The sequence below is a fragment of the Pedococcus sp. 2YAF34 genome, assembly GCF_052114585.1.
Lineage (GTDB): Bacteria > Actinomycetota > Actinomycetes > Actinomycetales > Dermatophilaceae > Pedococcus.
In genome coordinates, this window is the sequence record NZ_JBFRFA010000024.1 from 33702 (window position 1) to 55658 (window position 21957).

Sequence of the window (21957 nt, forward strand, 5' to 3'; positions counted from 1 at the left end):
CGGTCAGCGGGCCCCCGACACGCTCGGTGGTCAGGACAGCGCGTCGATCGCCGCGTCGACCTTGGTGCGGACCTCGTCGGGGAGCGGCGCGTAGCCGATCTCCTCGAGGGACTTCTGGGTCTGCTCGGAGGCGAAGCTCTTGAGGAAGGACTTGACGAGCTTGGCCTTGGCCGGGTCCTTGCTCTTGGAGCAGACGATCTCGTAGGTCACCAGGTTGATCGGGTAGGCCCCGGCCTCCTTGGTGGCGTAGTCGAGCTTGAGGCGCAGGTCGTTGCCCTGGCCGTCGGACTTCGCGGTGGCAACGGCCTTCCCGACGGTCTCACCGGTGAGCTCGACCGGGCCGGCGCCGTTGTCGATCTGGGCGATGCCGAGCTTGTTGTCCTTGGCGTAGGACCACTCGGCGTAGGTGATGCCACCCTCGGTGGACTGCACCGCGCCGGCCACACCCGCCGACTTCTCCTTGCCCTCGCCCTTGCCGGTCCAGCTCTTGGCCGGCTCGGCGGTCCAGGCGGACGGCGCCGCCCCGTTGAGGTACTTGGTGAAGTTCTCGGTGGTGCCGGACTCGTCCGAGCGGAAGAAGACCTTGATGGGCTCGGAGGGGAGCGTGACGCCGGAGTTGATCTTGGCGATCGAGGCGTCGTTCCAGGTGGTCACCTTGCCGTTGAAGATGTTGGCGATGACCTCGGGGGTCAGGACGAGCTTGTCGACGCCCTTGACGTGGTAGGCGACGGCGATGGGGCCGGTCACCATGGGCAGGTTCCAGGCGGGGGAACCGCAGTACTTGGCGGCCTCGTCGGCCTCGACCTTGCCGTCCTTCTCCGTCGTCTTGAGCGCGGAGTCGGAGCCGGCGAAGTCGACCTGGCCGGCGAGGAACTGCTTGATGCCCGCGCCCGAGCCGGTCGGGTTGTAGTTGACGGTCGCCCCGGAGCAGGTGTCCTGGAAGGCCGAGATGGCCTCGTCGATCGCGTTCTTCTGGGCGGAGGAGCCCTCGGCGTTCAGGGTGCCCGTCGGGCAGTCGGACGAGCTGGAGCTCGACGAGCCGCCGGCGGCGGCGTCGGAGCCGTTGTTGTTGTCGGAGCCGCACGCCGTCAGGGCGATGGACCCGACCACGGCGACGCTGGCCAGCAGGCCGAGACGCTGGATCTTCACGGTGTTCAAACCTCTCAACAAGGGAACTCGGGTGGAAACTCGTGGCGGGCGTGGGTGCCCGACGTCAGCGAAGGTAGGCAGGGCGAATGACGCCGCGGCCCGTCGTGGGTGAACGCAGGGTGAACACCAGCCAGACATTGGAGGGCGTCACACCGACCCGTGGGCGGGTTCCACGTGAACGGCCGGTCAGCACCCGGTCAGCAACGGCCTGTCGGCTGGACGAAGCCGCTGGTCAGGGCACTGCGGTGCCGCCGGGGCAGGGGGCCACGGTTCAGGGCAGGTGGCGCTCCACGGCCACGACCCGGGCCGCCTCGCCCTGGCCGACGAGGTGCACCACGAGCGCCTCGCCCTTGCCCATGGCGTCCTCCCGGGCGGCTTGGAGGTTCGCCGCGACGGCGGCTGCATCCGGCTCGCCCGGGTGGACGCGCTCCAGGAGGCAGGCCAGCAGGTCGGGCAGCACCGGCCCGTGGCTGCACAGGGCCGACGGCGTACCGCGCTCGACGAGCCGGTGCAGGTGGCGCACCGCCCGCGTGGGGTCGGCTGCATACCCCTCCTCGCTGAGCCCGTCCTTGGTGCGCAGCGGGAGGCCGCGCTCCGCGGCGTACGGCGCGAGGGTGCGGGCGCAGCGCACCGACGGTGAGCTGACCAGCCGCCGCACCCCGTAGGCGCCGAGCAGGGAGGCGATCGCGGCGGCCCGGCCCTCGCCGACCTGGTCGAGCGGGCGCTGCGTGTCCTCGCCCTGCCAGGAGCCCCGGCCCACCGCACGAGCGTGCCGCACCAGCACGAGGGGCCAGGTCGTGAGGGTGCCCGCCTTGTCGGCGCGGACCAGGGCGCGCAGCTGTTCGCGGTCGCGCGCGTAGTCCAGCCGGTCGGACGCGGCAACCACGTCGAGCCACCGGACCTCGTCGATCTCGTTCTGCAGCGGGCCCGCCGGCTGCGTCGCCTCGGCGGCCCAGTAGTGCACGGTCTTGGTCGCCGGGGCGCCGTCGCCGTCGAGGACGACGTACTCCGCGGTCGGCAGCGGGCGGCCGAGGCCCACCGGCAGGGACGTCTCCTCGAGGGTCTCCCGGACCGCCGCGACGGGCCACGGCTCACCGGGGTCGAGCTTGCCCTTCGCCCACGACCAGTCGTCGTACTTGGGCCGGTGCACCAGCGCCACCTCGAGCTGGCCGCGCCGTCGGCGCCACGGGACGGTGCCCGCGGCGGGGATGGGGGCAGTCAACGCCGGCGGGCCTTGCGGCGGCGCTTCGCGTGGGCCTCGATCATGGCTGCCTGGAGGTCGGGGAGCGGTTCGCCGTCGGCGTCGAGCGTCACGCGCGTCCAGCGCCCGTCGCCGCCGAGCTCCCAGTGGGCGTACTCGTCGCTCATCCCACGGGCGAGCAGTGCCTGGAGGTCCTCGACGTGTCGGGGCTCGGCGAGGCGCACCAGCGCCTCGACGCGGCGGTCGAGGTTGCGGTGCATCATGTCGGCGCTGCCGATGTAGACCTCGGGGTCGCCGGCGTTGCCGAAGAGGAAGACGCGCGAGTGCTCGAGGAAGCGGCCCAGCACCGAGCGCACCCGGATGTTGTCGGACAGGCCCTCGACCCCGGGGCGCAGCGCACAGATCCCGCGCACCCAGACGTCGACCTGCACGCCGGTCTGCGAGGCGCGGTAGAGGGCGTCGATCACCTGCTCGTCGACGATCGAGTTGACCTTGATCTGCACGAGGCCGCCCTCACCCGCCTCGGCGTGGTCCATCTCGGCCTCGATGCGGTCGACGAGGCCGGAGCGGACCGAGCGCGGCGCCACGAGCAGGCGCTTGAACTTGCTGCGGGGAGCGAACCCCGACAGCTGGTTGAACAGCCGGGCCAGGTCGTCGCCGACCTGGGGGTCGGAGGTCAGGAGGCCGAGGTCCTCGTAGATGCGGGCCGTCTTGCCGTTGTAGTTGCCGGTGCCGATGTGGCAGAACCGCCGCAGCGTGCCGTCGGTCTCCTGGCGGACCACCATGCAGAGCTTGGCGTGCGTCTTGAGCCCCACGATGCCGTAGACCACGTGGACGCCGGCGTGCTCGAGCTTGCGGGCCCAGGAGATGTTGTTCTGCTCGTCGAAGCGGGCCTTGATCTCCACGATCGCCAGCACCTGCTTGCCGGCCTCGGCGGCGTCGATGAGGGCGTCGATGATGGGGGAGTCGCCGCTGGTGCGGTAGAGGGTCTGCTTGATCGCCAGGACGTTGGGGTCGGCGGCGGCCTGCTCGATGAACGACTGCACCGACGTGGAGAAGGAGTCGTAGGGGTGGTGCAGCAGGACGTCCTTGTCGCGCACCACGGACAGGATGTCGGCGGCCTTGGAGCTCTCGGCGGGCGACAGGTCGGGGTGGGACTGGCCACGGAACGGCTCGTAGCGCAGGTCGGACCGCTCGAGGTCGGCGATGAGGTTGAGGCCACGCAGGTCGAGCGGCGCCGGCAGCCGGTAGACCTCGCTCTCGCTGACCCCCAGCTCGCGCACCAGCATGTCGAGCACGTGGTCGTCGATTGTCTCGTCGACCTCGAGCCGCACGGGCGGCCCGAACCGGCGGCGTGTGAGCTCGCGCTCCAGGGCCGTGAGGATGTTCTCGGCGTCGTCCTCCTCGACCTCGAGGTCCTCGTTGCGGGTGACGCGGAAGGTGAAGTGCTCCTGCACCTCCATCCCGGGGAACAGCATGTCGAGGTGGGCCGCGATGACGTCCTCGAGCGGCACGAACCGCGTCGAGAAGAGGTCGGAGGTCACCGGGTCCCCGGCCTCGGGCTCGATGTGCAGGAGCCGTGGCAGCAGCGGCGGCACCTTGACGCGGGCGAAGTGCTCCTTGCCGGTCTTGGGGTTGACCAGCACCACGGCGAGGTTGAGGGACAGGCCGGAGATGTAGGGGAACGGGTGGGCCGGGTCGACGGCCAGCGGCGTGAGCACGGGGAAGACGCGGTCGGCGAAGAGCTCGCTCTGGAGCTCGCGCTCGGCGTCGCTCAGCTCGTCCCAGCGGACCACCGAGATGCCCTCGTCCTCCAGGGCCGGCTGCACCTTGTCCTTGTAGACCACGCTCTGCATCGCCTGCAGCTCGTGGGCGACCAGTGAGATCTGCTCGAGCACCTCGCGCGGCTCGAGGCCCGAGGCCGAGCGCACGGCCAGCCCGGTCGCGATACGGCGTTTGAGGCCGGCGACGCGCACCATGAAGAACTCGTCGAGGTTCGAGGTGAAGATGGCCAGGAAACGGGCCCGCTCGAGCAGGGGCACCGAGTCGTCCGCCGCGAGCTGGAGGACCCGCTCGTTGAACTGCAGCCACGAGATCTCGCGGTCGAGGAACCGGTCACTGGGCAGGCCGCTGGCGTCCGTCTGGCTGGGGCCGTGCACCACGCGCATGAACCGGCCGTTGGAGGCGCGCGGCTGGGCGCTCGCGATCGACACCTCCTGGCCGGCGACGTCCGCGGGCCCGCCGTCGAGGGCCTCGGCCTGCTCGGCGGTGCGGCTGGTCACGCTCATGCGCTCATCCTGACAGTGGTTCGTGAACTGCGTGCGAATACATGACGTCCACCATGATGCTGCGGAACCCGAGCGCCGTGTAGGTGTGTATCGCCGCGTGGTTGTCGCCGTCGACGTACAGGTCCACCTCTTCCAGCCCGAGGGAGGCGAGGTGCGCGAGCCCGAGCGCCGTGAGCGGACGGCCCAGCCCACGTCCCTGGTACCGCGGGTGCACGCCCACCACGTACACCTCCCCGGCGCTGTGGCTCGCTTCGCGACCCTCGCCGCCGTGGGCCCGCCCGACCGTCGGGGTGTCAGGGTCGACCTTGGTCCAGTGAAACGCGGCCACCTCGTCAGGTGCGTCGTCGGGTGCGTCGTCTGCGGTGACGATGACGAAGCCGGCCGCGTCGAACCACGGCTGCGCCATCCGGTCCTGCAGGTCCGCCAGCGTCATCCGGCCCTGCTCCGGGTGCTGGGCGAAGGCGGCGGCGTTGGTGGCCAGCCAGGGCTCCTCGTCGCGGCCGGGCTCGAACGTCCTGGCGCGGAACCCCTCTGGCAGGGCGACGGCCGCCGGGTCCAGGTCGGCAGGTGTGAGCGGCCGCGCCATCTTGTGCAGCTCCCGGACGGCTTGCAGCCGGAGGCGGTGCGCCAGGGCGGTGGCACCGGGGAGCTGCCCGTGCGACCACAGCCGGGCCGCGGGGGCGTCGGCCAGGACCGCCTCCGCGAGGGCGGTGCCCAGCCCGCGGCGGCGGGCTGCCGGGTCGACGACGAGCTCGCCCGAGGCGTCCGGCGCGGCGGCGTCGTCGAGCTGCGCGTAGGCCTGCACGGTCGCCTGGCCGCCGGCGCCGTCCTCGACCACGAGGTAGTGGCGCACCTCGCCCGGCCCTGCCGCGAGGGCGAGCTCGGTCTGCTCGGACAGCGGCCGCACCCCGTCCTCGGACGTCGCGCGACGCTGCAGCTCACGCACCTGCGCGCGCTCCGGGTCCGTCAACGTGTCGCTGCGGCAGATCTGTGATGAAGGCACGGAAAGCATTGCACCACGCATCTTCCTTTCCCGCGGTCGCGCCGTTAGCGTGCACGGGTCCGGCTACCGCCGGGGACACCCTTTCCGCACAAGGATGCATTCATGACCTCTCCCCGCCCCAGGCGCTTGTCGGGCGTCGTGGCCGTCGCTGCGCTCGCCGCGTCGGGCGCCGCCTTCGTCAGCGGCAGCTCGCAGGCCGCCTCGAACGGCCCGACCATCGACATCCAGCTCCTGTCCTTCAACGACTTCCACGGCAACCTCGAGCCCCCGGCGGGCTCCAGTGGCCGGATCATCACGTCGGACACCTACACCGAGACGTCCTCGACGAACCCGAGCACGGGTGTGACCTCCTACGCCGTGACGCCGACCACGGTCAACGCCGGTGGGGTGGAGTACCTGGCGGGCCACCTCAAGGCCCTGCGTGCGGGACACCCGTACACCGCCACCGTCGCGGCCGGTGACATCGTCGGTGCGTCCCCGCTGCTGTCGGCCGCCTTCCACGACGAGCCCAGCATCGAGGCCATGAACAGCCTCGGGCTCGACGTCACGGCCGTGGGCAACCACGAGTTCGACGAGGGCTACAAGGAGCTCCAGCGCCTCGCGAACGGCGGCTGCATCGACGACGGCGCGGGTGCGGCCAACCAGGACTCCTGCCCCGGCGGCAAGACCTTCACCGGCGCGAACTTCCCGATCCTCGCGGCCAACGTCAAGTACAAGGCCAACGGCCAGACCATCCTCCCGGCCACCTGGGTGAAGAACTTCAAGGGTGCCAAGGTCGGCTTCATCGGCATGACCCTCAAGGACACCCCCAACATCGTGACCGCCTCCGGCATCGAGGGCCTGGAGTTCACCGACGAGGTGGAGACCGCCAACGCGCTCGTGCCGCAGCTCGAGGCGAAGGGCGTCAAGGCCATCGTCGTCCTCATCCACCAGGGCGGCGTGCCGGCCCGCACGGCCACCTACCCCGGCGGCCCGCACACCAACCCGGCGACCGGCCTCGAGAACAAGTACGACTCGGCCTGCCCGACGGGCACCAGCGACGGCCTGAACGTCCCGGCCAGCCCGATCATCCCGATCGCGCAGAAGCTGTCGCCCCAGATCGACGTGATCATCAGCGGCCACACCCACACGCCGTACGTGTGCAGCATCCCCGACCCGGCCGGCCAGCCCCGACTGGTCACCTCCGCGTCGTCGTTCGGCCGGCTCGTCACCGAGACCGACCTGACCTTCGACCGGCGCACCCAGGACATCGTGCGCAGTGCCGTGTCGGGCAGCAACGTCGTCGTCACCCGTGACCCCGAGTTCAAGGACGCCGCCCAGACCAAGCTCATCGCCGACTACAAGACGCTCATCCGTCCGGTCGCGAGCAAGGTCCTCGGCAGCATCAGTGGCGACATCACGACCGCCTCGAACGCCGGTGGGGAGTCCAAGCTCGGCGACCTCATCGCGGACGCCCAGCTCGCCGACCCGTCGACCACGACCGGCGGCCAGCCCCCGGTCATCGCCTTCATGAACCCGGGCGGCATCCGGACCAACCTCACCTACAGCAACTCCCCGTGGGGTGAGGCGCCCGGCGACGTGACCTACGACGAGGCCTTCCAGGTCCAGCCGTTCAACAACTACCTCGTCTCCGTCTCGCTCACCGGCGCCCAGATCAAGGAGATCCTGCTCGAGCAGTGGGGTGGCGGTGCGAAGACCTCGCCCAACTCCACGGCCCGCCCGGTCATCCTCCAGGTCTCCAACGGGTTCGCCTACAGCTACAGCGACGCCTCCGGCAGCCGGGTCCTCGGCCCGGTGACGCTCGGCGGGTCCCCGATCAGCGACACCGCGACCTACCGGGTGGTGACGAACAACTTCGTCGCCGACGGTGGCGACGGCCTGCCCGGGTTCCGCGATGGCACCGGCCGGTTCTTCGGCGGGCTCGACATCGACGCGTTCGCCAACTACCTGCAGGCGCACTCGCCCTACAGCCCGACGACGGACACGCGCATCACGAAGAACTGACCGACCCGCTGTACGACGAAGGCGCCCCTCCCGGACGGGAGGGGCGCCTTCTCGCGTGTCGCGCGGTCGCGCGGCCGGACGCGGCCGCAGCCGCCACACGACGGCAGGAGCTGCCGGTGCTCAGGCGTCGGCGGCGACGTCCTCGGCAGGCACGAAGCGGTAGCCGACGTTGCGCACCGTGCCGATGAGCACCTCGTGCTCGGAACCGAGCTTGGCGCGCAGCCGGCGGACGTGGACGTCGACGGTGCGCGTGCCGCCGTAGTAGTCGTAGCCCCAGACCTCCTGCAGGAGCTGGGCACGGCTGAAGACGCGGCCCGGGTGCTGCGCGAGGTACTTGAGGAGCTCGAACTCCTTGTAGGTGAGGTCGAGCAGCCGTCCGCGCACGCGTGCCGAGTAGGTGGCCTCGTCGATGGTGACGTCACCGGAGGTGATCTGGACCTCCTCCGGCTCCTGGAGGTCCTGCAGGCGGCCGGCCGCGAGCCGGAGCCGCGCCTCCACCTCGGCGGGGCCCGCGGACTCCAGCAGCACCTCGTCGACACCCCACTCCGCGGTGATGCCGGCGAGGCCGCCCTCGGTCAGGACGGCGATGAGCGGCACGGACATCCCGGTGGCGCGCAGCACCCGGCACAGCGAGCGGGAGACCGCGAGGTCGCGGCGGGCGTCCAGCAGCACCGCGTCAGCGGGCGGGGCGTCCACGAGGGCGGTGGGCTCGGCCGGGAGGATCCGCACCTGGTGCGACAGCAGCCCCAGTGCCGGCAGCACCTCGGCGCTGGGCGCCAGGGCGTTGGTCAGCAGCAGCAGACGGGCCATGCCAGAGAAGGATACGGTGCCGGGGGTGCCGCCGAGATGGCGCACACATGCTGAGACCCCCGTCTCAGCATCAGGTCGAGGAGGGGAGAGCAGTGGGTACGCCGTCCGACCGCGCCGTGGGTGCGGTGACCATCCGCTACTGGGCCGGGGCGCGTGCCGCCGCCGGTGTGGAGCAGGACGAGCTGACCGACGTCACGACCGTGGGGGCAGCCCTCGCCGCCGTCGTGGCACTGCACCCGCCGCTCGAGCCCGTGGCCGCCGTCAGCACCCTGCTGCTCGACGGCAGGTCCGTGGACCGGGAGGCACCCCTCACCGGTGGGTCCGTCCTCGAGGTCCTGCCGCCCTTCGCCGGTGGGTGATGCGAGGATGCGGGCTGTGTCCGACGTTCCCGAGCAGCAGGCCCCCGAGGGTGCGGTGCCGCTGACCCGTCGTGAGCGTCGCGCCAGCAGCCGTCGCGGTCCGCAGGTGCTGCCCCGGCGAGCCCTGCTCGCCCGGCCGCTCACCATGGTCACGACCATGGCGTTCGCGGCCCTGGTCGGCCTGACCGCGTACGCCAGCCCGGGCTTCGTCGCCGTGTCCGTCGCGCTCGCAGGACTCGTCCTCGCCTGGGGCTGGCCCCAGCTGCTGAGCCTACCGAGCCCTCGGGGCACGAGCACCGTGCTGGCCGTCGGCACCGTGCTCATGACTGCCGCGGTCCTGCTCACCGACGAGGCGCCCTACCTCCAGTGGATGCCGGCCGCGATGGCCGTGTCGGTGATCGTGGCGTTCCTGCACCAGCTCATGCGCCGGGACGGCCGGCCACGGCTCGCCGAGTCGGTGTCGGCGAGCGTCACCGGGCTGGCGGTGATCTCGGCGGGGATCGCCCTGGCACCCATCCCCGAGGTGCTGCACGGCGACCACGCCCTGGCCGCCGCGATGGCGGGGCTCGGCCTCGGCGTCCTCGCGGACCCGCTCATCAAGGTGCCGAGGCTGCGGCAGTGGGCGCTGTTCATCTCGATGGTGCTCGGCGGCCTCGCCGGCATGCTGGTCTCGGTGGTTGCCGACCACCCGCGCCTGTGGCCGGCTGCCCTGCTGGGCCTGTTCTCGGCAGCGGTGTCGCACGCGGCGCGCCGCGTCATGGCCGTGCTCCCGGCAACCGCGATGGCGCGTGCCCAGCTGGCGGTCGGGGCGTCGTCGTCGCTGCTGGTGGGGGTCGTCGCCTACGTCGTGGTGCGCTACTTCGTCGCCTGAGCGACCTTTCCTGACGCGCCGTCCCCCGTGGACCGGGCGCCGGCACCGTGAAGGGGGCCGGCTCAGTACACCAGCGCCTGGGTGGCCGGCGCCATGACCTCCTCGACGAACGCCGCAGCGCCTCGCACCACTGCACCAGGGACGAGGTCGGCCTCGGTGAGCTCACGGCGGGCAGCGCACTGGCCGCAGACGGTGACCCGGCCTGCCGCCAGCACGGCGGCCATGAGGTCCGCAGCGGCTGCGGCGTGGGGCAGCTCGAACTCCTCGGCCCGGCCGGGCACGGCCATCCACGTGGCGTCGCCGGTGAGCCACAGGCTGACGTCGACGCCGCTGGCCGCCGCGGTCGCCGCGACGGTGAGGGCCTGGTTGAGGCGCTCGGGTGCGTCGGTGCCGCAGGTGGCCTTCACCACCAGGCGCGTGCTCGGGGTTGCCGGAGCTGTGGGGACGGTCATGGGCCACAGGCTACGATCTGGCTCGTGCACACCTTCTACATCGGCCTGCTCGTCGCCTCCGCCGTCGTCATCACCTGGTTCGCCGGGTTCGTCGTCTACCGCCTGGTCAAGACGCCCCGCTGATGGTGTTCCACCTCGACACCGACCTGCCGCGTGAGCTCGCGCCGCTGGCCTGGATGATCGGCCGCTGGGAGGGCGCCGGCGTCGTCGGCTACCCCACCATCGAGTCGGCGAACTTCGGCCAGGAGATCGAGGTCAGCCATGACGGCCGGCCCTTCCTGACCTGGCGCAGCCAGACCTGGCTGCTCAACGAGGCCGGGGAGCAGGTGCGCCCGCTGGCGACCGAGCTCGGCTTCTGGCGCCCCGTGGAGGGCGGCGAGGTCGAGCTGCTGCTGACCCACCCCACGGGCATCGTCGAGCTCTACTTCGGCAAGGCCGAGCCGGCCAAGATCGAGCTGCGCACCGACGGTGTCCTGCGCAGCCCGCACGCCAAGGAGTACAACGCCGCTACACGCCTCTACGGCCTGGTCAACTCCAACCTGCTGTGGGCCATGGACATGGCCGCCGCCGGCCAGAAGCTGCAGAGCCACGTGTCGGCCGAGCTCAAGCGCGTTGGTTGAGAGCTGGTGACGGCCACCGCGCAGATCCTCACGGTCTGCACCGGCAACATCTGCCGTTCACCCTTCCTCGAGCGTGCCCTTCAGGCTGAGCTGGATGGCTCCTGGGGGACCGGGGCGGCGCTGGTCAGCAGCGCGGGTACGGGTGCGCTGGCCGGCCACGGCATGGACGCGCGCGCCCAGGTTCGCCTCGAGGATGCCGGGTACGCCGCTCACGGCTTCGTCGCTCGTCAGCTCACGGCGTCGATGGTCGCCGAGTCGGACCTGGTGCTGACCGCGACCCGCGCCCACCGCGCCGAGGTCGCCCGGCTGCACCCCCGAGCCCTGCGCTACGTGTTCTCCTTCCGCGAGTTCGCGGAGCTCGTCGCTGGGGTCCCCGCCGAGCGGCTCCACGCCGCCACCGGGTCCGCCCGGGAACAGGTCGTGCGTGCCGTGGGACTGGCGGTCGCCCAGCGAGGGGCGCGCGCACCCCTGAGCGACCTCGATGCCGACATCGTCGACCCCTTCCGTCGCGCAGACGAGGTCTTCGACGAGATGAGCCGGCAGATCATGGAATCGCTGCCGAGCGTTGCCCACGCACTGGGCAGGGCCTGATGGGACGTCTCTCGGAGCGGATGGGCACCGTCGGCCTCGCCGTGCTGCTGGTCGTCGACGTCGTCCTGGTCGGGACCGCGCTCACCACCACCCATGAGCCGGTGACGGGCGGGGGAGCGCCGGTCGTGGCCACGCCCGTCGGGACCGGAGACGGCGCGGCTGCGCCGGGAGCGTCGGCAACCATCTCCTCCTCTTCGGCGGCCGAGGCTGTCCCGCTCGTGGTCGGGCTGACCGTGGTCAACCCGACCACCGCCGTCCGCTTCACGACCGGGACCTGCGCCGACGGGGGAGCAACGATGGCCCTGACGACGGACGGGGGCCGGTCCTGGAAAGCGCAGACGGCGCCGTTCGACGTGCTGACGAGGGTCAGGGTGCGGGCCAACGGGTCGGCCTTCGCCGTCGGAGCCGACTCCGGGGCTCGGTGCGCCGCCCGGATCCGGCAGGCCGACTCCTACTCGGGGAGCTTCGGGACCCCTCGCGCGGTGCAGGACGCGTGGTTCCGCGACCCGCACAGCGCCGGCTCCATAGGTCTTCCGACGGGTCACCTGGGGCGCCCGTGCGGCGGCGAGGCCGTCGTCGACCTCTCCGTGGTGGACGCCGGTGCGGTGGTGCTGTGCTCCGACGGGCGGGTCCTGTCCAGCGCCAGCGGTGACCACTGGAAGACCCGGGCGACGCTCGACGGCGCCCTGGCGGTCGCCCAGACGAACGGGGGGCGCGTGCTGGTGGCCGCCCCCGGCCTCGGTGGCTGTGCGGGAGTGGCGGTGGTCGACGCCGCGAGCCCCGACACCGTCCTGGGGTGCGCGGCGCTGGACACCGCGAAGGTCGAGCCCGGGACCGTTGCCCTGGCGGTCACCACCGATGGTGGATGGCTGGCCGTGGGCGACGACACCTACCGTTCCGACAAGGCCTACTCCACCTGGAAGAGCTGACGCTCGACCGGTGTGCCGGGTGCGGACGTGCCGGCGTGCCGCTGTGCCGCATACGGGCAGCCGGCTGCACGCCCGGCCGTCGCTGTCGGGTCCCGAGGCCTCCGAGGTCGGGTACCTCGCCGACCGTAGAGTGGGACCGTGTACGACGCAGGTGAGCGGTTGCGAGCCCACGGACTCAGGATGACCTCCCAACGCCAACGGGTGCTGGACGCGGTCGCGACCCTCGGGCACGCCACCCCGGACGACGTCGTGGCCCGGGTCTCGGCAGACGGGGGGACGCCGCTGGCCACCTCGACGGTGTACAGGGCCCTGGAGGCGTTGGAGTCCCTGGGTATCGTCGGCCACACCCACCTCGACCACCATGCACCGAGCTACCACCTAGCGGACCACGCCGACCACGTCCACCTCGTCTGCCGGTCGTGCGGCCGCGTGCAGCAGTGCGACCGGCAGGCGGCAGATGCCTTCATCGGGAATGTTCTCAGGGCCACGGGCTTTGTCGCTGACGTGACGCACATGGCGGTGCACGGCGAGTGCGCAGAGTGCGCGAGCGGCCCCGATGGCCACCAGAGCGCGAAGGAGCCCCAGCGTGGACCCACGCACGACCACTGACCCTGCGGACGAGACGACCCGCGAGCGCCTCCCCAGCGAGGCCCGCCCTGCAGCTGGCCCGACGGACGACCGCCGTCGCTCGGCGCTGTTGTCGCGACCGGGAGCGGTCGAGGGGGACGGGGCTGACGCGGGCGTCGCGGCCCACTACGGCAACCCCATGCGGGAGCAGCGCCTCCTGGTGGACGGCCTGGCGGTGGTCGACCTGTCCCACCGTGGCGTGGTCACGGTCTCCGGCCCCGACAGGCTGTCCTGGCTGCACTCGATCACGACCCAGCACCTCACTGGCCTGCCGCCGCTGCAGTCCCGGGAGTCGCTCGTCCTCAGTCCCAAGGGGCACATCGAGCACGACCTCCACCTGGTCGACGACGGCGAGACCACCTGGATCACGACCGAGCCGGGTACCGCGCCGGCCCTCACCGGGTGGCTGGCCTCGATGCGCTTCATGCTGCGCGTCGACGTCAACGACGTCAGTGACGACTGGGCCGTGGTGGGCGAGTCCTCCTCCGCCGAGGCCCTCCCGGGTGAGCACCTGGCGTGGCGCGACCCCTGGCCCGGGCTCGTCGGCGACACCGCCGCCTACGGCCCCGACGAGGGTCACCCGGCCCGGGGCCGCGCGTGGCGCGAGGTGATCGTGCCGATGGCAGACCTCGCGTCGGCAGTCGGCGACCGGGATCTTGCGGGCACGTGGGCGGCGGAGGCGCTGCGCGTGGCTGCCTGGCGCCCGCGGCTGGGCTTCGAGACGGACCACCGCACCATCCCCCACGAGACCGACTGGCTGCGTACCGCCGTCCACCTGCACAAGGGCTGCTACCGGGGGCAGGAGACGGTGGCGCGGGTCCACAACCTGGGGCGGCCACCGCGGCGCCTGACCTTCCTGCACCTCGACGGCTCCGGGCACGGCCTCCCCGAACGGGGCGGGGCCGTCCTGCTCGAAGATCGTCAGGTCGGGTGGGTCACCTCGGTGGCGAGACACTTCGAGGACGGCCCGATCGGGCTCGCCCTCCTGAAGCGCAACACCCCCGTCGACGCGACGTTGGAGGTCGACGGGGTGACGGCCAGCCAGACCGAGGTCGTGGCCCCCTGAGCGGAGGTGGCGAGGGTCAGAGCGGAGGTGCCGAGGGTCAGACGCTGGCGCTCTGGCGGTCCTTGGCGCGCTGCTTGCGGCTGCGGTCAGCCGTGAGCGGCGCGTAGCCGTTGCCGTAGTAGTAGGTGCCGGCGTCGGCCCCGCGGGTGGGGATGCGGTTGACCACGATGCCGAGCAGGTTGCCGCCGACGGTCTCCAGCGACTCGAGTGCCCGGTTGAGCTGTTCCTTCTTCACGACTCCGCAGCCGGCCACCATGACCACGCCGCCGGTGATGGTGCTCAACACCGTCGAGTCGGTCGCAGGCAGGACGGGGGGAGCGTCGATGATGACGTAGTCGAACATCTGCTCGAGCTGGCGGATGGTGCGCGACATGGTGTCCGAGCCCAGGAGCTCGCTCGGGTTGGGCGGGATCTGACCTGCGCCCAGCACCTGGATGCCGGTGTCCCCGTAGGGCTGCAGGACGTCGGCGAGGTCTGCCTGACCGATCAGCACGTTGGTCAGCCCGACCGCACCCTCCATGCCCATGTAGCGCAGGAGGCGGGGACGGCGGAGGTCACCCTCGATCACGCAGACGCGCGCACCTGCCGCGGCCATGCTGATGGCGAGGTTGGCGGTCGTGGTGGTCTTGCCCTCTCCAGGGAGGGAGGACGTGAAGACGATCGACCGCGGGTGCTTGGCGGCGTCGACGAACTGCAGGTTGGTACGCAGCGCCCGGAACGCCTCCGCGCGCGTGCTGTGGGGGTCCGACTGGACGATGAGCGGGTGCTTGGGCGCATCAGGGTCGAAGAGGATCCCGCCGATGACGGTCTCGTCCGTGGCGTCCTTGACGTCGCGCTCGCTCCGCACGGAGGTGTCGAAGGTGTCCCGCAGGAGCGCGGTGCCGAGTCCGAGCACGATGCCGAGGACGACCCCCAGGCCGATGTTGCGCACCGGGTTGGGGCTGATGGGCGCGGTGGGCACCGAGGGCGGGCGCACGACCGACACCTTGACCGGGCTGGGGGAGGTGTCGGACACCCGCTCCAGGTCGAGGATGCTCGCCGAGAACTGCTTGCCCACGGCGTCGGCGATGTTCGCCGCCGACTGGGGGTTGCGGTCGGTGACCAGCACGTCGATCAGGACCGTCTCGATCGGGACGCTCGCGGTGATCTTCTGCCCGAGGCTGTCGGCCGACATGTCGAGGCCCAGTTCCTTGATCACCGGGTCGAGCACGGCGGGCGTCGTGATCAGGTCGGCGTAGGACTTCACCCGCTGCTGGCTGAAGGTGTTGCCCTGGAGCAGCTGGGTGGAGTCGGCGCCCGCCGAGGTGGAGACGAACAGCTGGGTGCGCGCCTGGTACACCTTCGGACTGGTCAGCGTGAAGAGGGCGGCGAGCGCGACGACGAGGAGCGTCACGGCGGTGATGAGGCGCCAGCGCTTGCTGACCACTCGGTAGTAGTCGCGGAGGTCCACGGTCCTGCTTTCGTTGTGTTGCCGGTCGCCGGTTGTCGCCGCTTGTTCGAGTTTGCGGTCGGGCGCCCGCCAGTCTCCCACACCCACTTGCAGGGACGGTGCGCTAGAGGCGGCCGCAATGGCACGGCACTGCTGCCAAGATGTCCGCCATGGCCACGACCCCCGGCACCCTGATCACCGTCGCACCCACCGGCGCCGAGCTGTCCAAGGGTGACTTCCCGCAGCTGCCGACCACGCTCGAGGAGCTGGTCGAGACCGCCGTCTCGTGCGAGGCCGCCGGCGCGTCGATGATCCACCTGCACATCCGCGACGCCGAGCACCGCCCGACGCTCGACCACGGCCACCTCAAGGCCGCGGTCGACGCCCTTCGGGAGCAGACGACCCTGGTGGTGCAGCTGTCGACCGGTGGCAGCGTCCATGACCCGCTCGAGCAGCGGCTGACGGTCCTCGACGCCGAGCCCGACTCCTGCTCGCTCACCTGCGGCACCACCAACTTCGGGGACGACGTCTTCCTCAACCCCTACGGCTTCATGTCCGACCTCTACGTGCAGGCGCAGGAGCGCGAGGTCGTGCCGGAGTTCGAGCTGTTCGACCTCGGCCACGTCGCCGCCCTCGCCCGCCTCATCGACACCCACGGGCTGCCCTTCGGCGGCAAGGTGCACGTCGACTTCGTGACCGGTGTCCCGGGCGGCATGCCGGGGACGCCGGCCGCCCTCGTCGCCGGCGTCTCGATGCTGCCCGCCGAGGTCACCTCCTGGTCGGCGACCGGTATCGGGCGCACCCACCTGCCCATCGCTGCCGCGGCCCTCGCGGCAGGCGGCCACCTGCGCGTCGGGATGGAGGACAACGTGGTGTTCTCGCGCGGAGTCCAGGTCCAGCACAACCGTGAGCTCGTCGAGCGCGCGGCGCACCTCGCCGAGGTGATGCAGCGTCCTGCGATGTCGACGGATGACGCCCGCGCCCTGCTGGGCGTCAAGGACCGCCGCACCGCCTGACACCGGACGGGATGTGGTCACCGTCACGCTGCCTGCAGTTTGCATTTTGCTAACTAGAGCAAGCACACTGGAGGCATGAGCCGGATTCCGCTGGGACCCCTGGGAGGTGAGAGCCTCGGTGACTACCTGCGCGAGCAGCGCCAGACCGCCAGGCTCTCGCTGCGCCAGCTGTCCGAGCTGGCCGGGGTCTCCAACCCCTACCTGTCGCAGATCGAGCGGGGCCTGAAGAAGCCCAGCGCCGAGATCCTCCAGCAGCTCGCCAAGGGCCTCGAGGTCTCCGCCGAGTCGCTCTACGTGCGGGCCGGCATCCTCGACGAGCGCCAGGGCCACCAGGCCGAGGCGCCGGACACCCGGGCCGTCATCGGCGCCGACCCGCGACTCAACGCCCGTCAGAAGTCCGCCCTGCTGGACATCTACGACTCGTTCGTCGGTGGCGATGCCGCCCCGAGGAGCACCCGCACCCGCAAGGCCGCCTCCGGCACTACGCGCAAGCCCACGACCCGGGCAGCCAAGACCTCCACCACCCGCACCGAAGGAGAATGACATGGCACTCGTTGCCGACATCCGCAAGAACGTCATCGACACGACCCCGGTGTTCGCCGCCGTGGGCCTGACCGACCTGGCCGTCGAGAAGGTCCGCGAGGCCCGCACCCGCGCCGCGGCCCGCACCGAGGCGCTGCGCGCCGAGCTCGCCGCAGACCTCGACCCGGCCGCCCTCCAGACCCGCGCGCAGACCCGCGTCCTCGGTGTAGCCGAGCAGGCGCAGGAGCTGCCGGCCCTGGCGCTCAACCGCAGCCTCGTGCTGGCCGGCAAGGCGCAGGAGTCCTACGAGTCCGTCGCCGCCCGCGGCGAGCAGCTCGTCAAGCGCGTCCGCACCCAGAAGGCCACCCAGGACCTGATCGCCCAGGCCGGCACCACCGTCGCCCTCGGCAAGGGTGCGGTCACCACCGTGCGCAAGTCGGCCACCGACATCCAGCGCTCCGCCAAGGCCACGCTGACCACCGGTCGCAAGGAGGCCGCCACGGTCGCCGACGTCGTCGCGGGCTCGGTCGCCGTGGAGACCGCCGAGGTGGCCACGGCCGCCAAGGAGTCCGCCAAGCGCACCCGTACGGCTGCCAAGCGCACCTCGACCACCACCAAGAAGTCCGCCACCGCCACCAAGTCCGCCACCAAGCGCGCGACCACCGGTGCGAAGAAGACCGCGTCGACCGCGAAGAAGGCCAGCACCACCGCCGCCGCCAAGGTCGGCGACTGACCAGCGACTGACCAGCGACTCACCAGCGGGTGACCGGCGACTGAGCCGGGCCCTGCCCTACAGCGCCGCGAACGGCCCCCACCCCACACGGGGTGGGGGTCGTCCGTCGTCCGCTGACCGTGGCTAGGCTCGGTCGGGTGAGCACGCCGCATACCGCCACCCCGCCCGCCCTCGACGACGCCCCCGTCCTCGCGCACTACGTGCGTGGCGGGTTCGTGGAGTCCGCCCACCGTGCCTCCGTGGTCGCGACCGGGCCGGACGGTGCGCACCTGCTCGCGCTGGGCGCCGTCGACGACCCGGTGTTCCCGCGGTCGTCCAACAAGCCGGTGCAGACGCTGGCCATGGTGCGTGCGGGGCTCCGTATGCCCGCCCACCACCTCGCCATCGCGTCGGCGAGCCACTCTGGTGAGGACTTCCACCTCACGGCGGTGCGCGAGATGCTCGCCTCCGTCGGGCTCACCGAGGGCGCCCTGCAGAACACCCCCGACTACCCCGTGAACGACGACGCGCGCGAGGCGGTCCTGCGCAGCGGGGGCAGCAAGCTGCCCATCACCCAGAACTGCTCCGGCAAGCACGCCGCGATGCTCGCCACCTGCGTGGTCAACGGCTGGGACACCGCGACCTACCGCGACCCCTCGCACCCGCTGCAGCAGGCCATCGCGCAGACGCTGGCCGAGCTCACCGGCGACGAGATCACCTCCACCGCGGTCGACGGCTGTGGGGCCCCGGTGATGGCCGTGACGCTCGCCGGCCTGGCCCGCGCGTTCGGCGCCATGGCCTCGGCCCCGGCCGGCACCCACGAGGCCGAGGTGGCCGACGCGATCCGCGCCAACCCCGCCTACCTCGGCGGCACCGGCCGCGACGTCACCGCCCTCATCGAGCACACTCCCGGCCTCATCGCCAAGGACGGTGCCGAGTCCGTGTACGCCGTGGGGCTGGCTGACGGTCGCGGCGTCGCCCTCAAGGTCGCCGACGGCTACCCCCGCGCCAAGCCGGTCATCCTCGCTGCCGCCCTGCGGCGCCTCGGCGTCGACTCCCCGGCCCTCGCCCAGCTGGAGCACTCGCCGGTGCTCGGGCACGGCGAGCCGGTCGGCGCCATCGTCGCCGTCAACATCTGAGCCGGGGCCGACCCCAGCCGTGCGTGCCGTCCTGCAGCGCGTGAGCAGTGCCTCGGTGACCGTCGACGGGGTCGTCGTCGGCGCCATCGACGGTCCCGGGCTGGTGGCCCTGGTCGGCGTGACCCACGACGACGGGCCCGACCAGGTCGCCACGATGGCCCGCAAGATCAGCGAGCTGAGGATCCTGCGCGACGAGCGCTCGGTCGCCGACGTGGGCGCCCCGGTGCTCGTCGTCAGCCAGTTCACGCTCTACGCCGACACCCGCAAGGGGCGGCGCCCGTCGTGGAGCAACGCCGCCCCCGGGCCGGTCGCCGAACCCCTGGTCGACGCGGTCGTGCAGGCGCTGCGGGCCCGTGGGGTCGAGGTCGCCACAGGGCGGTTCGGCGCGATGATGGACGTCTCCCTGGTCAACGACGGGCCGGTGACCCTGGTCGTCGACGTCTGACGTCTAGGCTGTCGTCCATGTTCGGGACACTCGGAAGCCTGCAGGCCGTGGTGACGCTGCTGCTCAGCCTCGTGGCGTTCGCCGCCGAGGTCTTCGCCCTGGTCGACGCGCTGCGCTACCGGCCGGAGGTCTACGTCGCGGCGGGCAAGCGCACCAAGCAGTTCTGGACGATCATCCTGGCCGTCGCCGTCCTCCTGGGCTTCGTCTCGCTGGGGTCCTCCGGGCGGATCTTCTCGATCGGCCTCATCGCGTTCGTCGGCGCCGCGATCTACCTGGCCGACGTGAGGCCGGCCCTGAGGCAGATGGTGGGACGAGGGGGCGGGAGCCAGCACATGGGCCCCTACGGACCGTGGTGACCGCCGTGGCAGGTCAGGGGGAGGCCATGCGCGACCCGCGCGAGGAGATCTTCGTCCAGGAGCGCCCGTGGGGGCAGTTCGAGCAGTTCGTCTCCAACGAGCGCGTGACGGTCAAGATCATCACGGTCGAGCCGGGCCACCGGCTGTCGCTGCAGACGCACGAGCACCGCGGTGAGTTCTGGCAGGTGCTCGACGGGCCCATCGAGGTCACCGTGGGTGAGCGCACGTGGAGCGCCCAGCCGGGGGAGAAGGTCTGGGTCCCGCAGGGCGCCGTCCACCGGATGGCCAACCGGGGCGACGCCCCGGGGCGGCTGCTCGAGGTGGCGTTCGGCGACTTCGACGAGGCCGACATCGTGCGCCTCGAGGACGACTACGCCCGCTGACGCGACGCCCCACTGAAGCGACGCGCCTGCTGGCCCGACGCTCACCGGTGGACGCGCCACCGGCTGACCTACGCCGCCGGCGCCACCGCGTCCCAGGCGACGGTGACCTCGCCGAGCCTCCATCGGCTCGGGCCGTCGAGCACCGGCCAGCCCTCGTCGCGCAGGGCCTGCACCGTCGCGAGGAAGCGCTGTCGCCGGCCGAAGCTCCCGTGGTGGGCGGCGTGCGACCACGAGCGGTCCAGCGCCGAGAGCCACCCGTGCACGGCCTCGCCCGCGACGTTGCGGTGGATGAGCGCCTTGGGCAGGCGCTCGGCGACGTCCGACGGTGTGTGCAGCCCGCGCAGCCGCCACGACAGGGTCAGCGACAGCGGACCGTGGCGGTCGACCGCGACCCAGGTGCTGCGCCGTCCGAGCTCGTCGCAGGTGCCGTCGACGAGCAGGCCGTCGGGCGTCAGCCGGTCCTGCACGGTGGCCCACGCCTCGGCGACCTGCGACTCGTCGTACTGGCGAAGCACGTTGAACGCGCGGACCACCGTCGCCTGTCCTCCCCGGGGGAGCGGCACCTCGAACCCGCCGAGGGCGAAAGAGAGCCCGTCGCGCGCCAGGGCCTGGCCCAGGGCCACGCGCTCCGGCTCGATCTCGATGCCGACCACCTCGACGTCGGGGCGCACCCGGCGGAGGCGGTCGTGCAGCTCGACAGCGGTGACCGGCGAGGCGCCGTACCCGAGGTCGACGACGACGGGCGGCGGACCGGGGCGGCGCAGGCGCCAGGCCTGGGGGCCGGCGAGCCAGCGGTCCACGCGCCGCAGGCGGTTGGGGTTGGTGGTGCCCCGGGTGACCGTCCCGACCGGTCGCTGTCGCACCACGCGGGGCAGCCTACGGGCAGGCGCCACCAGGCCACGCCCCTAGGGTGATCCCGTGCCCGGGCGCCAGATCGACATCAGCCGCAGCATGGTCGCGCTGGTGGCCTCGCTCACGGCACTGGCGCTGCTCGGCCTCTCGACCCACCTCCCCGGGTGGCTGGGGCGCGACGAGGGGTTCGACGACATCTCCCCGGGGCTGCTCACCGTGGCTGCGGACGCCAAGGGCGTCGCCACCCTGGGTGGCGGGGTCTCGGTCTCGCTGTACCCCGACGGGTTGCGGATCCTGCGCGGCGAGGACCTGCTCACGCAGACGGTGATCGGCGGGTCGATGCTCTCGGCCCTCGAGGGGCGGGCGACGGGACGCGGGGTCGACACCGAGGAGAAGGTGACCCGGGTGCTCAGCAACGTCACCATCGACGAGCTCACCTTCCTGCCGGGTCGGGCCACCTACTTCGGGCACGTCTCCGACGGCGAGGTGACGATGCCCCTCGTGATGCGGGTGGAGCTCGCCGGCTCGGTGATCCGGCTCGGCGTCGACGTCAACGGTGCCGACGGCGTGGTCTGGCACCTCGACCACCGTCCCCTGACGACGGGGATCCGCCCGGCCCTGCCGTCGGTCAACCTGCGCAGGAAGGCGGCGTGGCTGGCGCCGAGCTCGGCGGAAGGGCAGGCGGCGTTCTCCACCAACCTCGGGACGAACGTCGGCGTCGGGCCGGGGCGCGTGGCGCGAGGGGTGGACGTGCGTGAGGAGGGTCGCATCGACGTCCACGTCTGGTCGAACGCCGCGTTCCTCACCATCTCGTCGTTCGCCCGGCCGCAGCCCGCACCGTCGCCGTCGACCTAGATGTACTGACCTGACAGGTTGGTCAAGCGGGTGATGGGTGGCTTGTTCCCGCAGGCGGTGTGGGGTCGGTGGTGGTTGTACTCGTGGATCCATGCTGGCAGGGCGGCCCGGCGTTCGCTTTCTGAGGTRTAGGCGCGGGCGTAGCCCCACCCGTCGGCCAGGGTGCGGTGAAAGCGTTCGATCTTGCCGTTGGTCTGTGGCCGTCGGGGCCTGGTGCGGGTGTGGCGGATGCCGAGTTCGGCGCAGGTGTCGCGCCACAGGTGGGACACGTACGGGGA

General features: G+C 71.9%; 25 protein-coding genes. 16 read left to right on the forward strand and 9 right to left on the reverse strand.

Translation table 11 applies throughout. The annotated features are described in order from the left end of the window. Positions 1-30 precede the first annotated feature (30 nt). From pstS to mshD, 4 genes are all read right to left on the reverse strand, one after another. Positions 31-1149 carry a phosphate ABC transporter substrate-binding protein PstS gene (gene pstS, locus AB4Z02_RS13175; protein ID WP_441971451.1) on the reverse strand — a complete coding sequence of 373 codons (1119 nt, stop codon included), beginning with the start codon at positions 1147-1149 and terminating at the stop codon, positions 31-33. 271 nt (positions 1150-1420) lie between these two features. After that, positions 1421-2371 (reverse strand): NUDIX hydrolase, encoded by a 951-nt coding sequence (locus AB4Z02_RS13180; RefSeq protein WP_056884424.1) that lies wholly within the window; start codon positions 2369-2371, stop codon positions 1421-1423. Further along, entirely contained in the window at positions 2368-4638 is a 2271-nt protein-coding gene (locus tag AB4Z02_RS13185; protein WP_441971453.1) for an RNA degradosome polyphosphate kinase, read from the reverse strand. The genes AB4Z02_RS13180 and AB4Z02_RS13185 overlap by 4 nt, the downstream gene beginning before the upstream one ends. A gap of 4 nt (positions 4639-4642) precedes the next feature. After that, positions 4643-5641, reverse strand: coding sequence for a mycothiol synthase (gene mshD, locus AB4Z02_RS13190; RefSeq protein ID WP_235531503.1), 999 nt, complete (start codon positions 5639-5641; stop codon positions 4643-4645). Between the two features lie 102 nt (positions 5642-5743). On the opposite strand from mshD, the gene AB4Z02_RS13195 reads away from it, so the two are divergent. Beyond that, positions 5744-7645: a bifunctional metallophosphatase/5'-nucleotidase gene (locus AB4Z02_RS13195; RefSeq protein ID WP_441971456.1), complete on the forward strand. Its 1902-nt coding sequence runs from the start codon at positions 5744-5746 to the stop codon at positions 7643-7645. Positions 7646-7765: 120 nt separating this feature from the next. Here AB4Z02_RS13195 and AB4Z02_RS13200 read toward each other — a convergent pair whose 3' ends face one another. Continuing rightward, positions 7766-8455 (reverse strand): winged helix-turn-helix transcriptional regulator, encoded by a 690-nt coding sequence (locus AB4Z02_RS13200; protein WP_056884428.1) that lies wholly within the window; start codon positions 8453-8455, stop codon positions 7766-7768. Between the two features lie 92 nt (positions 8456-8547). Between AB4Z02_RS13200 and AB4Z02_RS13205 the strand changes: the two genes are divergently transcribed. Further along, positions 8548-8814 (forward strand): MoaD/ThiS family protein, encoded by a 267-nt coding sequence (locus AB4Z02_RS13205; RefSeq protein WP_235531504.1) that lies wholly within the window; start codon positions 8548-8550, stop codon positions 8812-8814. 16 nt (positions 8815-8830) lie between these two features. Further along, positions 8831-9685, forward strand: a complete 855-nt coding sequence (locus tag AB4Z02_RS13210) for a hypothetical protein (RefSeq protein WP_056884429.1) — start codon at positions 8831-8833, stop codon at positions 9683-9685. Positions 9686-9747: 62 nt separating this feature from the next. Here the strand turns inward: AB4Z02_RS13210 and AB4Z02_RS13215 are convergent, their stop codons facing one another. After that, the gene (locus AB4Z02_RS13215) at positions 9748-10137 is read right to left on the reverse strand and encodes a DsrE family protein (protein WP_056884430.1); all 390 of its coding nucleotides are present in this window, start codon (positions 10135-10137) and stop codon (positions 9748-9750) included. Positions 10138-10259: 122 nt separating this feature from the next. On the opposite strand from AB4Z02_RS13215, the gene AB4Z02_RS13220 reads away from it, so the two are divergent. From AB4Z02_RS13220 to ygfZ, 5 genes are all read left to right on the forward strand, one after another. Further along, positions 10260-10757 carry an FABP family protein gene (locus AB4Z02_RS13220; protein ID WP_056884431.1) on the forward strand — a complete coding sequence of 166 codons (498 nt, stop codon included), beginning with the start codon at positions 10260-10262 and terminating at the stop codon, positions 10755-10757. 6 nt (positions 10758-10763) lie between these two features. Further along, positions 10764-11348, forward strand: coding sequence for an arsenate reductase/protein-tyrosine-phosphatase family protein (locus AB4Z02_RS13225; protein WP_441971460.1), 585 nt, complete (start codon positions 10764-10766; stop codon positions 11346-11348). Further along, positions 11348-12277, forward strand: coding sequence for a hypothetical protein (locus tag AB4Z02_RS13230; protein ID WP_441971462.1), 930 nt, complete (start codon positions 11348-11350; stop codon positions 12275-12277). The genes AB4Z02_RS13225 and AB4Z02_RS13230 overlap by 1 nt, the downstream gene beginning before the upstream one ends. A 180-nt stretch (positions 12278-12457) precedes the next feature. Next, positions 12458-12886, forward strand: a complete 429-nt coding sequence (locus AB4Z02_RS13235) for a Fur family transcriptional regulator (RefSeq protein ID WP_441971481.1) — start codon at positions 12458-12460, stop codon at positions 12884-12886. Next, complete coding sequence (gene ygfZ / locus AB4Z02_RS13240) at positions 12864-13970, forward strand: CAF17-like 4Fe-4S cluster assembly/insertion protein YgfZ (protein WP_441971464.1); 1107 nt, start codon at positions 12864-12866, stop codon at positions 13968-13970. The genes AB4Z02_RS13235 and ygfZ overlap by 23 nt, the downstream gene beginning before the upstream one ends. 37 nt (positions 13971-14007) lie before the next feature. Here ygfZ and AB4Z02_RS13245 read toward each other — a convergent pair whose 3' ends face one another. Next, a complete protein-coding gene (locus tag AB4Z02_RS13245; RefSeq protein ID WP_441971466.1) occupies positions 14008-15420 on the reverse strand; it encodes a polysaccharide biosynthesis tyrosine autokinase in 1413 nt (470 codons plus the stop codon). 149 nt (positions 15421-15569) lie between these two features. On the opposite strand from AB4Z02_RS13245, the gene AB4Z02_RS13250 reads away from it, so the two are divergent. From AB4Z02_RS13250 to AB4Z02_RS13280, 7 genes are all read left to right on the forward strand, one after another. Further along, complete coding sequence (locus tag AB4Z02_RS13250; protein ID WP_056884436.1) at positions 15570-16415, forward strand: 3-keto-5-aminohexanoate cleavage protein; 846 nt, start codon at positions 15570-15572, stop codon at positions 16413-16415. A 75-nt stretch (positions 16416-16490) separates the two neighbouring features. Further along, on the forward strand, positions 16491-16958 hold the full coding sequence (locus AB4Z02_RS13255; RefSeq protein WP_441971469.1) for a helix-turn-helix domain-containing protein: 468 nt from the start codon (positions 16491-16493) through the stop codon (positions 16956-16958). A gap of 1 nt (position 16959) precedes the next feature. Next, positions 16960-17670 carry a hypothetical protein gene (locus AB4Z02_RS13260; protein WP_056884438.1) on the forward strand — a complete coding sequence of 237 codons (711 nt, stop codon included), beginning with the start codon at positions 16960-16962 and terminating at the stop codon, positions 17668-17670. A 137-nt stretch (positions 17671-17807) separates the two neighbouring features. Further along, a complete protein-coding gene (locus AB4Z02_RS13265) occupies positions 17808-18788 on the forward strand; it encodes an asparaginase (RefSeq protein ID WP_441971471.1) in 981 nt (326 codons plus the stop codon). A 19-nt stretch (positions 18789-18807) separates the two neighbouring features. Continuing rightward, positions 18808-19233 (forward strand): D-aminoacyl-tRNA deacylase, encoded by a 426-nt coding sequence (dtd, locus tag AB4Z02_RS13270; RefSeq protein ID WP_441971473.1) that lies wholly within the window; start codon positions 18808-18810, stop codon positions 19231-19233. A 17-nt stretch (positions 19234-19250) separates the two neighbouring features. After that, positions 19251-19589, forward strand: coding sequence for a DUF2516 family protein (locus AB4Z02_RS13275; RefSeq protein WP_056884441.1), 339 nt, complete (start codon positions 19251-19253; stop codon positions 19587-19589). 26 nt (positions 19590-19615) lie between these two features. Next, complete coding sequence (locus AB4Z02_RS13280) at positions 19616-19972, forward strand: phosphomannose isomerase type II C-terminal cupin domain (RefSeq protein WP_441971475.1); 357 nt, start codon at positions 19616-19618, stop codon at positions 19970-19972. Positions 19973-20040: 68 nt separating this feature from the next. On the opposite strand, the gene AB4Z02_RS13285 is transcribed toward AB4Z02_RS13280, so the two are convergent. Next, on the reverse strand, positions 20041-20835 hold the full coding sequence (locus tag AB4Z02_RS13285) for a class I SAM-dependent methyltransferase (RefSeq protein ID WP_441971482.1): 795 nt from the start codon (positions 20833-20835) through the stop codon (positions 20041-20043). 55 nt (positions 20836-20890) lie between these two features. Here AB4Z02_RS13285 and AB4Z02_RS13290 point away from each other — a divergent pair, with 55 nt between their 5' ends. Continuing rightward, a complete protein-coding gene (locus AB4Z02_RS13290) occupies positions 20891-21679 on the forward strand; it encodes a hypothetical protein (RefSeq protein WP_441971477.1) in 789 nt (262 codons plus the stop codon). On the opposite strand, the gene AB4Z02_RS13295 is transcribed toward AB4Z02_RS13290, so the two are convergent. Beyond that, a partial coding sequence (locus tag AB4Z02_RS13295) for an integrase core domain-containing protein (RefSeq protein ID WP_441971479.1) occupies positions 21676-21957 on the reverse strand: 282 nt, incomplete at its 5' end. The two genes, AB4Z02_RS13290 and AB4Z02_RS13295, sit on opposite strands and share 4 nt — an antisense overlap.

Coding starts and splice junctions, on each gene's coding strand:
- AB4Z02_RS13185 (WP_441971453.1), bottom strand. CDS start 4,638: ATGAGCGTGACCAGCCGCACCGCCGAGCAGGCCGAGGCCCTCGACGGC.
- AB4Z02_RS13195 (WP_441971456.1), top strand. CDS start 5,744: ATGACCTCTCCCCGCCCCAGGCGCTTGTCGGGCGTCGTGGCCGTCGCT.
- AB4Z02_RS13200 (WP_056884428.1), bottom strand. CDS start 8,455: ATGGCCCGTCTGCTGCTGCTGACCAACGCCCTGGCGCCCAGCGCCGAG.
- AB4Z02_RS13215 (WP_056884430.1), bottom strand. CDS start 10,137: ATGACCGTCCCCACAGCTCCGGCAACCCCGAGCACGCGCCTGGTGGTG.
- AB4Z02_RS13220 (WP_056884431.1), top strand. CDS start 10,260: ATGGTGTTCCACCTCGACACCGACCTGCCGCGTGAGCTCGCGCCGCTG.
- AB4Z02_RS13230 (WP_441971462.1), top strand. CDS start 11,348: ATGGGACGTCTCTCGGAGCGGATGGGCACCGTCGGCCTCGCCGTGCTG.
- AB4Z02_RS13235 (WP_441971481.1), top strand. CDS start 12,458: ATGACCTCCCAACGCCAACGGGTGCTGGACGCGGTCGCGACCCTCGGG.
- AB4Z02_RS13250 (WP_056884436.1), top strand. CDS start 15,570: ATGGCCACGACCCCCGGCACCCTGATCACCGTCGCACCCACCGGCGCC.
- AB4Z02_RS13255 (WP_441971469.1), top strand. CDS start 16,491: ATGAGCCGGATTCCGCTGGGACCCCTGGGAGGTGAGAGCCTCGGTGAC.
- AB4Z02_RS13260 (WP_056884438.1), top strand. CDS start 16,960: ATGGCACTCGTTGCCGACATCCGCAAGAACGTCATCGACACGACCCCG.
- AB4Z02_RS13275 (WP_056884441.1), top strand. CDS start 19,251: ATGTTCGGGACACTCGGAAGCCTGCAGGCCGTGGTGACGCTGCTGCTC.
- AB4Z02_RS13280 (WP_441971475.1), top strand. CDS start 19,616: ATGCGCGACCCGCGCGAGGAGATCTTCGTCCAGGAGCGCCCGTGGGGG.